The following is a 9,543-nucleotide window of genomic DNA, read 5'->3' as shown; positions in this document are numbered from 1 at the left end:
TTTTTCGCGTTACAAGAATTAATATTAACATAACTCTCAACTCTTTGCAACACTTATTTTTAAGAAGTTTTACACTCGCTTGATTATGTTCTTTCAAACATTTCCTCAAGTAGTAATTTAACTTGCTTTATTATATTACAGCGCTTAGAACAAAGTTTCAAGTGTTAGTTTTACACTTTTTCATTTTGTTTTTTTCGATGTAATTTTGTTGTGCTGCTTGTTTTCAGCGACTTTTATATCTTATCAAGATGCAGTGTTTTCGTCAACACTTTTTATAAAGTTTTTTGAAGTTTTTTTAATATCAATAAAAAGCCCTTCACTTCAGCTCACTATAAGCTGAAATGAAGGTTTTTCTTTTACACACGTTTCGGTTTAAACAACAACTCATATATAATGATGAGTAGTAACGCTGCTCCGATTCCAAACACCATATTATTATCGATTGATTTAAAGCTACCGTTATAATAAATAATTGACATAATAATGGATCCTGTCGTCGAACCGATAAACTTTAATAAACTATACGTACTCATCATCGTGCCGAGTTGATGCGGCTTAGCACTTTCCTGAATTGTAACGATGTTCTTCGTAAATACTGTCCCAAACGATAATCCTAAAAATGCAGAGGCAATCGTGACTGCAATAGCCGAATCAAATATAAATATAATCAAACTGCCAATTATCATATAGAAGAAACTCAGTTGATAAACACGTTTCGTCGAAAGTATGGCTTCTATATGTTTTAGAATAAATGTAGATGTGAGCCAGAATATCGAAATCGTAAACGTCGTGAGTCCAGCTAATAATGGAGATAATCCTTTCTCCGTTTGTAAATAGATGGGCAGAAAGATATTCGTCCCCATCATCATGATGGCGTATAGCATATCCGTTCCCATGACAATACTAATCGTCTTTGTGAATGCTGTTACCGGAATAAATGGATGTCTAGTCGTACTTTCGTATTTAATGAAAAACGCTAATATACTAATCGCAACTACAAATAGTACTAAATGAATCATCCAGTGCATATGAATGAGCAATGCACATAACAGTAGCGCTAAAAATACATAGAATAATATTAACCCTTTAAAGTCAAACGGTGTTTGTTGTGTTGTTTCATCAAATTTAAAATATTTAACAACTAAGTATATCGCCAGTAGCGCTAATGGCACATTGACATAAAATAAATAACTCCAATTCAAATATGTTAATATCACGCCACCCAAAATCGGTCCGACAATACTTGAAATGCCCCAGACAGAGCCTACAATCCCCATAACTTTATAACGATACGGAATTTCAAATGCAATCTTCGGAATGATATTCCCCATCGTCATCATGATGCCAGCTCCGGCACCTTGTACTAATCTTGCCATTAACAACATCGGAAATGTATATGATAATCCTGATAACATACTACCAATAATAAAAACTATAACGCCTATTAACATTAATCGTTTCGCGCCCAATCGCTTCATCAATTCACCAACAAGTGGCGTAATCATCACGATTGCAATCATGTATGTTGTAAATATTAACGCCAATGATTGTGATGCATTTAAATCTTTACCAATAGCCGGTGTTGCCAGTGAAATAATTGACGTTTCAATTGCACTCATAAACATAATAATGACGAGCGCGCTGATGAGTCCTCGTTTCATATAAATCCTCCATTTAAAAAATCAGATTAAACGTATGTCTAATCTGATTTATTTTTGTCTATCTGATTGTATGTTGTTCTACTCATTATTTTCTTTTTTTATTTTTCTTCTTATGTGAAACGACCTGTGTTTGTTTCTTTACAGGTGGCGTCGTCTCAGTAACAGGCTCTTCCCAAGTACCACGTGCAATCTTACGTGCTTTACGTTCTTCATAAGATAAGCGGTTGTATTTCGGTAACGATAACAACTGAAATGCATTACATAACAGTAAACTGAAAATCGTACAATACAGCCACATCATGTCCTGTACTTTCAAAAACGGAATCAGTTCTACCGTTGTCATTACAACCATAAAAAATAATGCCGGGATGAATACATTCTTTCCTGTAAGTTTATTCTTATATATCGCGACTGCACTACCAAATAACACAATCACAATCGGTATCCAGATAAACTTCAAAATGTCACCATCACGTTGGCCAAAACGTAAATATCTGAAATACACTAAATCAATGATTGCAAACAAAATGATGACGACTTGAATTGCGTTCCAGCCACTTTTGAAAATACCTTGGCCCATTTGATGAATAAATAAATACGCAAAAAATGCGAGTTGTGAAATTGAGGCGATTAATAAGCCGTACCCCATAAACCAAATGAGTGCTGCTAAAAATTCACCGAACTCACCTTTGACTAAATAAACCGTTAACTTGTCGTAGCCAAATATAAAGCTGACAAGTACCGTACACACAAGGCCAATCAACAACGTTATGCCATAAAATTTCCATAAATTCTTTAAAGTCACTTCAATACCTCATTATTTCTTTTCTGTTTTATTAATGATGCGCTCAGCCATATTTAAATAGATTTGACCTAATGCATGATCCTCAGCATAAACTGATGGCGCAAAGTCATCGTCCGTCCAGTCTGGTTGCGCTAATGGTAACTGACCTAACAATTCTGTATTCAATTCTGATGCAAGCTTATCGCCGCCACCTTTACCAAATACATATTCTTTCTCACCCGTCACTTTACTCTCGAAGTATGACATGTTCTCAACAACACCAAGAATTTCATGATCAGTATGCAATGCCATCGCCCCTGCGCGTGCTGCAACAAACGCTGCTGTCGGATGTGGCGTCGTTACAATAATTTCTTTACTCTTCGGTAACATCGTATGTACATCAAGCGCAACATCACCCGTACCTGGTGGTAAGTCTAATAAAATGTAATCTAATTCGCCCCAGTTCACTTCCTGGAAGAAGTTATTGATCATCTTACCTAACATCGGGCCACGCCAGATAACAGGCGTATTCTCTTCTACGAAAAATGCCATCGAAATGACTTTCACACCAAATCGTTCAACCGGCTTTATTCTTTCACCTTCAATTTCCGGTTTCCCCGATATGCCCATCATATCCGGCACACTGAATCCATAAATATCCGCATCCACTAAACCGACACGTTTACCTAATCGTGCTAATGCCACCGCTAAGTTCACTGAAACCGTTGATTTACCAACGCCGCCTTTACCCGATGCTATCGCAATAAATTCAACTTCATTGTTTTGTGATAATAACTTTTCAATCTCTGAAGTTGCCATACCACGGAACTGTTCTAATGCTGCATCATCTAATTGTTCGAAGCGCAGTCCTACAGTGTTCGCGCCGTTTTCTTTTAATGCTTCAACAATCTTCATTTGTAAATCCAATTGTTCCTGCCCACCAAGTTTAGCGATTGCCACTTTAACAGAAACGTGTTGCTTCTCTTCCTTAATCGTGACTTCTTTAACACCGCCCGTTTCTTTCAATGGTACATTAACGATTGGATCATTTAAATTTCCGATAAGTTCGATTGCTTGTTCTTTAGTTAACACAATAAACGCCCCTTCACTGTTCTAATAGTTATAGTTTATCAAAAGATAACTGCTTTGTATAAATTAATTTCTTATTAAAGACTTTATTCATATAAAAGGACTATAATGAATAGTGTTATGGAATGAATAAGCGATTAATGGGTAAACAGAAGATAAATAATTTCACAGAGGAGCACAACATGACTAAAAATTATACGATGATGCAATATTTTGAATGGTATTCGAACGGAGACGGGAATCATTGGAACCGCTTAAAGGATGAGGCTGCAATACTTAAAGAAAAAGGGTTCGACGCGATATGGTTACCGCCTGCGACAAAGGCAGATCACGTCATGAATACAGGGTATAGCGTTTATGACTTATATGACTTAGGTGAGTTCGATCAAAAAGGACAAGTGCGTACGAAATACGGTACAAAAGAAGAATTAATCGCTGCAATAGATGCGTTGCATGCGCACGATATCAAAGTATATGCCGATGTCGTATTAAACCATAAAGCGGGGGCAGACGAAGCAGAAACGGTTCGTGTCGTTGAAGTAGATCCAAATGACCGAACACATGAAATATCTGAACCCTTTGATATCGATGCATTCACCAAATTCTATTTCCCGGGACGTAATAAAAAGTATAGTGCATTCGAATGGAACTATACGCATTTTAACGGCACGGATTATGATCATCGCACTGGACGTACCGGTATCTTTAAAATCTTAGGTGAGAATAAAGACTGGAATGAAAATGTTGATCAGGAAAAAGGGAACTTCGATTATTTAATGTTTACGAATGTCGATTATCAACATCCTGATGTACGTGAAGAAACGATTAACTGGGGTAAATGGTTTATTGATACTTTAAAGATAGATGGTATGCGTCTTGATGCTGTAAAACATATCGAAAGCTATTTCATTCGTGACTTCGTTCATGCAATGCGCGAACATCAGTCAGAAGATTTCTACTTCGTTGGTGAGTTCTGGAATCCCGATTTAGAAGTGAACGAGAGCTTCCTTGAAGACGCTGATTATAGTCTCGATTTATTCGATGTACGTTTACACTTTAACTTAAAAGCCGCTTCAGAAGGTGGTGCCGCTTATGATTTAAGGCAAATATTTGATGGCACACTTGTGAAAGAGAATCCAGTGAATGCAGTAACATTTGTCGATAACCATGACTCACAACCTGGTGAAGCGTTAGAATCATTTGTTAAAGATTGGTTTAAACAAGCAGCATACGCATTAATCTTATTACGTGAAGATGGATACCCATGCGTATTTTACGGAGATTATTACGGTATTGGTGGCGACCAGCCTGTTGAAAGTAAACAAATGGCGATTGATCCGTTACTGTACGTACGTAATTTAAAAGCTTACGGACAACAAGATGATTATTTCGATCACCCGAATGTTGTCGGCTGGGTAAGACGTGGGTTTGCAAAAGATAAATCAGGTTGCGCTGTAATTATTAACAACAGTGAACAACCTGCCGAAAAGCAAATGTTCGTTGGTGAAGATCGAGCCGGGCAAACGTGGTATGACTATACAGATACAATTGAAGAAGGCGTTGTCATTGATGAACATGGCAATGGCGTGTTCAAAGTTAATCCGGGCAGTGTTTCTGTTTACTGCGAGAAAGAAATTTAATAGAGCAACTAAAATGATGGCCGATATATCGAAAATATCGGCCATCATTTTCAGAATTATGACGAAATCATAATACGATGACCGATAAATTACCGGCAAAGAAATCCCGAAATCGACCCCGAATCCAAAATGATTGCCGGTAAATCGAAATTACCGGCAAAGAAATCCGGAAATCGGCCCCGAATCCAAAATGATTGCCGGTAAATCGAAATTACCGGCAAAGAAATCCCGAAATCGACCCCGAATCCAAAATGATTGCCGGTAAATCGAAATTACCGGCAAAGAAATCTGAAAATCGGCCCCGAATCCAAAATGATTGCCGGTAAACCGAAAATACCGGCAAAGAAATCCGAAAATCGGCCCCGAATCCAAAATGATTGCCGGTAAATCGAAATTACCGGCAAAGAACATCAAAAATTATAATCTTTTCACTTTAGGTAACGGCTTAATTTGTCGTTCAATCCACTCGCGTTTTTCTTCTAAAAATGGTGGTAATGATAATGTCTCACCTAACGCATCCATCGGTTCATTAATCGCAAAGCCCGGCCCATCTGTCGCAAGCTCAATTAATATACCTTGACGTGTTCTAATATACAGCGATTTAAAGAAATGACGATCTACGAAACCACTTGATGGTATACGTTTCTCTTTAATAAATTCTACCCACTCCTGTAATTCCGCTTCATCTTTCACACGTAATGCAATGTGATGCATACTCCCTTTACCCGGTCGTTCCGGTGCATTTGTATTATGCACGACTTGTAACTCATCCCCTGTACCACCTAAATCAGAACGAAATGTCATAATCGTTTGTGCTGTAATGGGATGTGTAAACGAACCGGTTTGTGTGTAACCGAATATTTCAGTTAATACTACGCTAAATCCTTCAACATCTTCAACGTCCATTTTAAACGGACCAAGTCCTGTAATCCCAAATTCAACCGGTACTATACTTTTGTCCCACGGTGTACCTGATGCAACACCGTGATTATTAGCATCTGAAACTAACGCTAAACGCTGGCCTTCAAAGTCTTCAAATTCAATCGTTAATCTGCCGTTAATTTCTACTGCATCGCTATGTTGTACATTAAACTGCTCAAAGCGCTGTTCAAAATAGCGAATCGCTTCATCACTTTTCACACGCAAGGCAATTTGCGTAATACTATTCGTCCCACGATATGTTTGTCCGACATTCGGAATTTCAAAAAATGTCATATCCGTACCAGGACTTCCTGTACCATCCGCATAAAATAAATGATACATTGACGGATCATCTTGATTGACCGTCTTCTTCACTAAACGCATACCGAGAATTTCAGTATAAAACACTAAGTTCGCCGCAGCATCTTTCGTAATCCCTGATGCGTGATGCTGTCCAATAATCTTTCTCATCATATCACCTTAATCCTCTTCATTATTTAAATCTTTACTGTCTGGATAAAATATTTCCGTTAAATAATACAACACACTAATCACAATGAATATGACTAAAAAGTTAATTCTGATATGTTGATAGTTAATATGGACACCAAAATAAAAAACAATCGTTGATAATCCTACGGTCAGGATGTGGAAATACCATCCTTGAAAATATTTATTATCTGAATACATTCGCTTTACATCGTCTAATATATACTCAATCACAACGAGCAGGAAATACCCCATTGCAATATAAGACCCATAATAAAAGCTATTATCAATCACATTCTCGTTATACGTAAACTCTGCAAGGTTTAAATAGATAAGGATACGACTTAAACCATACATACCGAATATTAGCATCAGTATAAAGGCGCCGCCAGAAATTAATACGACCGATAACACAAACAATATTGTGAATAACGATCCTTTATTAAATTTAAATGGCTTCATCATCTGGCCTCCTTATCTATCTCATACTCATATTAATATGATTACCCCTAGATTAGCAAAGTATTTTCAATTCGTGTAATAAACTGCTTTAAAGTGCATTCACAAACACTGCAAATACGCGCTCCCCTTCATACTTCATCGTATAAATCAAACCGTTATCGTAAAGTTCAAGATTTATTCTCTCCTATAAAAAAAGGCATACTAATCAATATTAGTATACCTGAATTACTACAAATCTTATAATTCTAATCCCATTGCTTTAAATGTATCGCCTTGGCTAAAGTCGCCAGCTTCGTAACCTTTTTTGAACCATTTCATACGATCTTCACTTGAACCATGTGTAAACGTATCCGGATTTACACGACCAAGCGCTTTCTCCTGAAGCGTATCATCTCCAACTGCTTGAGCAGCTTTAATCGCTTCTTCTAAGTCACCTTCGTCCGTATAACCCATTTCCTGTGCATGTTTCGCATATACACCCGCGAAATAATCGGCTTGTAATTCAACTGCTACCGAATATTTATTATATTCTGTTTCAGATAATTGATTTCTTAACTGATGGAATTTCGGTAAAATGCCGAGTTCATTTTGTACATGATGTCCTACCTCATGCGCAATAACATAAGCCATCGCAAAGTCACCAGGTGCGTTAAATTTCTTGTCTAACTCATCCATAAATGATAAATCGATATAGACTTTCTGGTCTGTCGGACAGTAGAATGGTCCCATTTGTTTGCTCGCTTGTCCACACCCTGAACGTACACCATCTGTATATAATAATAACTTCGGTTCAGTGTATGTACGATTGTATTTCTTAAAGATTTCATGCCATACATCTTCCGTATCTTTCAGTACAACTGAAGCAAATTGACCACGTTCATCTAATGATTTCTCAGTCTTTGTATCAACTTGTTCTGCTTCTTTCTTTACGTTGCCTGTTTCAAACGGATTGTCTTGCGTACTGCTCGTTGACTTGCCACTATCCTGAGTTTGTTGTTGTGATGAATCTCCACCGAGTACACCACCTAAATCAGCAGGGTTGCCCCCCATTAATACGAAGATAATCATCACAATAATACCTAAGCATCCCATACCTCCGCCGCCGATAACCATTGGGCTACCGCCGCTAAACGAGCCACCACTTGATCCTCTAGCATCTTCGACGTTAGAACTACCTTCTCGACCTTGCCATTTCATTTATGTTCCCCCTCATCGGTAATCACTGCATACATATTTAATAATAATTACCCATTAATTCGTATTAACAATCATAAATTTTAATATTATTTCGATTTAAATGGTTTAATGGCATCAATCGACGTTAAACCTTCCGTAACGAGATACTGACCATTGACGATACGTTCGACCGTTACTTTCTCCTCATTCACCTGATCACCATATACTTTTCTAACGTAGTATGTCTTTTCTGGTGTCGTTAATTTCTGTTTATTCTTATGTGTTACTAATTTCTTCTTCACATAGCGTTCTGGTAACCATATATGCTTCTTATAAGATAAGTGCACTTTAACAGACATATCGTCACCGACATATAACCCTTCACTTGAATCCAGGTGACCTTTGTAATTGAAATATTGCGTCTTTGCATCCGGATTAGCTGACAATTGTTCGAAGCTATCAATGGCACCGCTATACTCCTGTTCCTTATTCAACTTGTGCTGCCCATCAAACTTTAAACCTGTCTCAAGAAATTCAATTTGATCTCGCTTAGCATTTCCTTCTACGAAAAACGCATCATCCGACAACACCAGAATCGGCTCTGTTTGTTCTTTCTGAGAGAACTTATCGATTTGCTGTTGATTCAGCTGTGCAACTTTCCCATCAATACTCGCTTTAATGGTTAACGCGTCAATTTGATCGGAAATTTGCTTCTGCTTTTCTTTCAGTATATCGATGTTATTCTCCGCTTTCGTCAGTTCTGAATCCAGCCAGTTGAGTTGCGCATCAATTTCTGATGCCTTGTCATTATAAGTTGCATCTTGTTTCATCGCTTCCATCGCAGCGATTTGACCTTCAACCTGCTCTTTCTCAATCATCTTGTTATCTAATGATAAACCCGTTTCCTTTTCTTTAGAGAATAACACTTTGTCATTGTATGTAAATAACGGATCCCCTTTTTGAACTTTATCCCCTAGTTTGACATGCATCACAACAGGTTCTGATTGATTTCCTTTTTGGAAATATGTCGCTAAATTTTGTTTAACTTTACCGTCTAGTGACAGGACATGCGTCTTAATACGCTCATCGATATGAATCGTTTCTTTCTCATCCTGCTGATGCATGTATAAAATAACGCCACTCGCGATGATAAGTGCTAATACGATTAAAGATAAAAATATAGGTAAAAACCATTTTTGCTTCATAATCACACGCCCTATGTCCAAATTCAAAATTATATGTATATTTTTTATGTAATGAGGCCGACTTGCGTCTGAACGCTCATTTGACTGCCTAAACGGCGCCTCAGGAGCAGACGCCT

Annotated in this window: 8 protein-coding genes; 1 reads left to right on the top strand and 7 read right to left on the bottom strand. The window is 37.7% G+C overall.

The features are described from left to right. Window positions 1–356 precede the first annotated feature (356 nt). From OCL94_RS08395 to OCL94_RS08385, 3 genes are all read right to left on the bottom strand, one after another. Window positions 357–1,661, bottom strand: a complete 1,305-nt coding sequence (locus OCL94_RS08395; RefSeq protein ID WP_262996466.1) for an MFS transporter — start codon at window positions 1,659–1,661, stop codon at window positions 357–359. An 85-nt stretch (window positions 1,662–1,746) separates the two neighbouring features. Beyond that, window positions 1,747–2,466: a KinB-signaling pathway activation protein gene (locus OCL94_RS08390; RefSeq protein WP_262996465.1), complete on the bottom strand. Its 720-nt coding sequence runs from the start codon at window positions 2,464–2,466 to the stop codon at window positions 1,747–1,749. Between the two features lie 12 nt (window positions 2,467–2,478). Beyond that, on the bottom strand, window positions 2,479–3,537 hold the full coding sequence (locus OCL94_RS08385) for an Mrp/NBP35 family ATP-binding protein (protein WP_262996464.1): 1,059 nt from the start codon (window positions 3,535–3,537) through the stop codon (window positions 2,479–2,481). Between the two features lie 179 nt (window positions 3,538–3,716). On the opposite strand from OCL94_RS08385, the gene OCL94_RS08380 reads away from it, so the two are divergent. Then, on the top strand, window positions 3,717–5,174 hold the full coding sequence (locus OCL94_RS08380) for an alpha-amylase (RefSeq protein ID WP_262996461.1): 1,458 nt from the start codon (window positions 3,717–3,719) through the stop codon (window positions 5,172–5,174). 417 nt (window positions 5,175–5,591) lie between these two features. Here OCL94_RS08380 and OCL94_RS08375 read toward each other — a convergent pair whose 3' ends face one another. The 4 genes from OCL94_RS08375 to OCL94_RS08360 all read right to left on the bottom strand — a co-directional run bounded on the left by OCL94_RS08375 (window position 5,592) and on the right by OCL94_RS08360 (window position 9,427). Continuing rightward, the gene (locus OCL94_RS08375; RefSeq protein WP_262996459.1) at window positions 5,592–6,569 is read right to left on the bottom strand and encodes a VOC family protein; all 978 of its coding nucleotides are present in this window, start codon (window positions 6,567–6,569) and stop codon (window positions 5,592–5,594) included. 6 nt (window positions 6,570–6,575) lie between these two features. Continuing rightward, complete coding sequence (locus OCL94_RS08370; RefSeq protein ID WP_262996458.1) at window positions 6,576–7,046, bottom strand: SepA family multidrug efflux transporter; 471 nt, start codon at window positions 7,044–7,046, stop codon at window positions 6,576–6,578. 237 nt (window positions 7,047–7,283) lie between these two features. Next, window positions 7,284–8,243 carry a KPN_02809 family neutral zinc metallopeptidase gene (ypfJ, locus tag OCL94_RS08365; protein ID WP_262996456.1) on the bottom strand — a complete coding sequence of 320 codons (960 nt, stop codon included), beginning with the start codon at window positions 8,241–8,243 and terminating at the stop codon, window positions 7,284–7,286. 86 nt (window positions 8,244–8,329) lie between these two features. After that, window positions 8,330–9,427: an HlyD family efflux transporter periplasmic adaptor subunit gene (locus tag OCL94_RS08360; protein ID WP_262996454.1), complete on the bottom strand. Its 1,098-nt coding sequence runs from the start codon at window positions 9,425–9,427 to the stop codon at window positions 8,330–8,332. Between the last annotated feature and the right edge of the window lie 116 nt (window positions 9,428–9,543).

Source organism: Macrococcus capreoli (genome assembly GCF_025628935.1).
Lineage (GTDB): Bacteria > Bacillota > Bacilli > Staphylococcales > Staphylococcaceae > Macrococcoides > Macrococcoides capreoli.
This window is presented reverse-complemented; position numbering and strand designations above follow the sequence as displayed.

Bases quoted from the DNA above. Each gene is read 5' to 3' on its own strand.
- OCL94_RS08395 (WP_262996466.1), bottom strand. From the start codon at position 1,661: ATGAAACGAGGACTCATCAGCGCGCTCGTCATTATTATGTTTATGAGT.
- ypfJ (WP_262996456.1), bottom strand. From the start codon at position 8,243: ATGAAATGGCAAGGTCGAGAAGGTAGTTCTAACGTCGAAGATGCTAGA.
- OCL94_RS08370 (WP_262996458.1), bottom strand. From the start codon at position 7,046: ATGAAGCCATTTAAATTTAATAAAGGATCGTTATTCACAATATTGTTT.
- OCL94_RS08380 (WP_262996461.1), top strand. From the start codon at position 3,717: ATGACTAAAAATTATACGATGATGCAATATTTTGAATGGTATTCGAAC.
- OCL94_RS08360 (WP_262996454.1), bottom strand. From the start codon at position 9,427: ATGAAGCAAAAATGGTTTTTACCTATATTTTTATCTTTAATCGTATTA.
- OCL94_RS08375 (WP_262996459.1), bottom strand. From the start codon at position 6,569: ATGATGAGAAAGATTATTGGACAGCATCACGCATCAGGGATTACGAAA.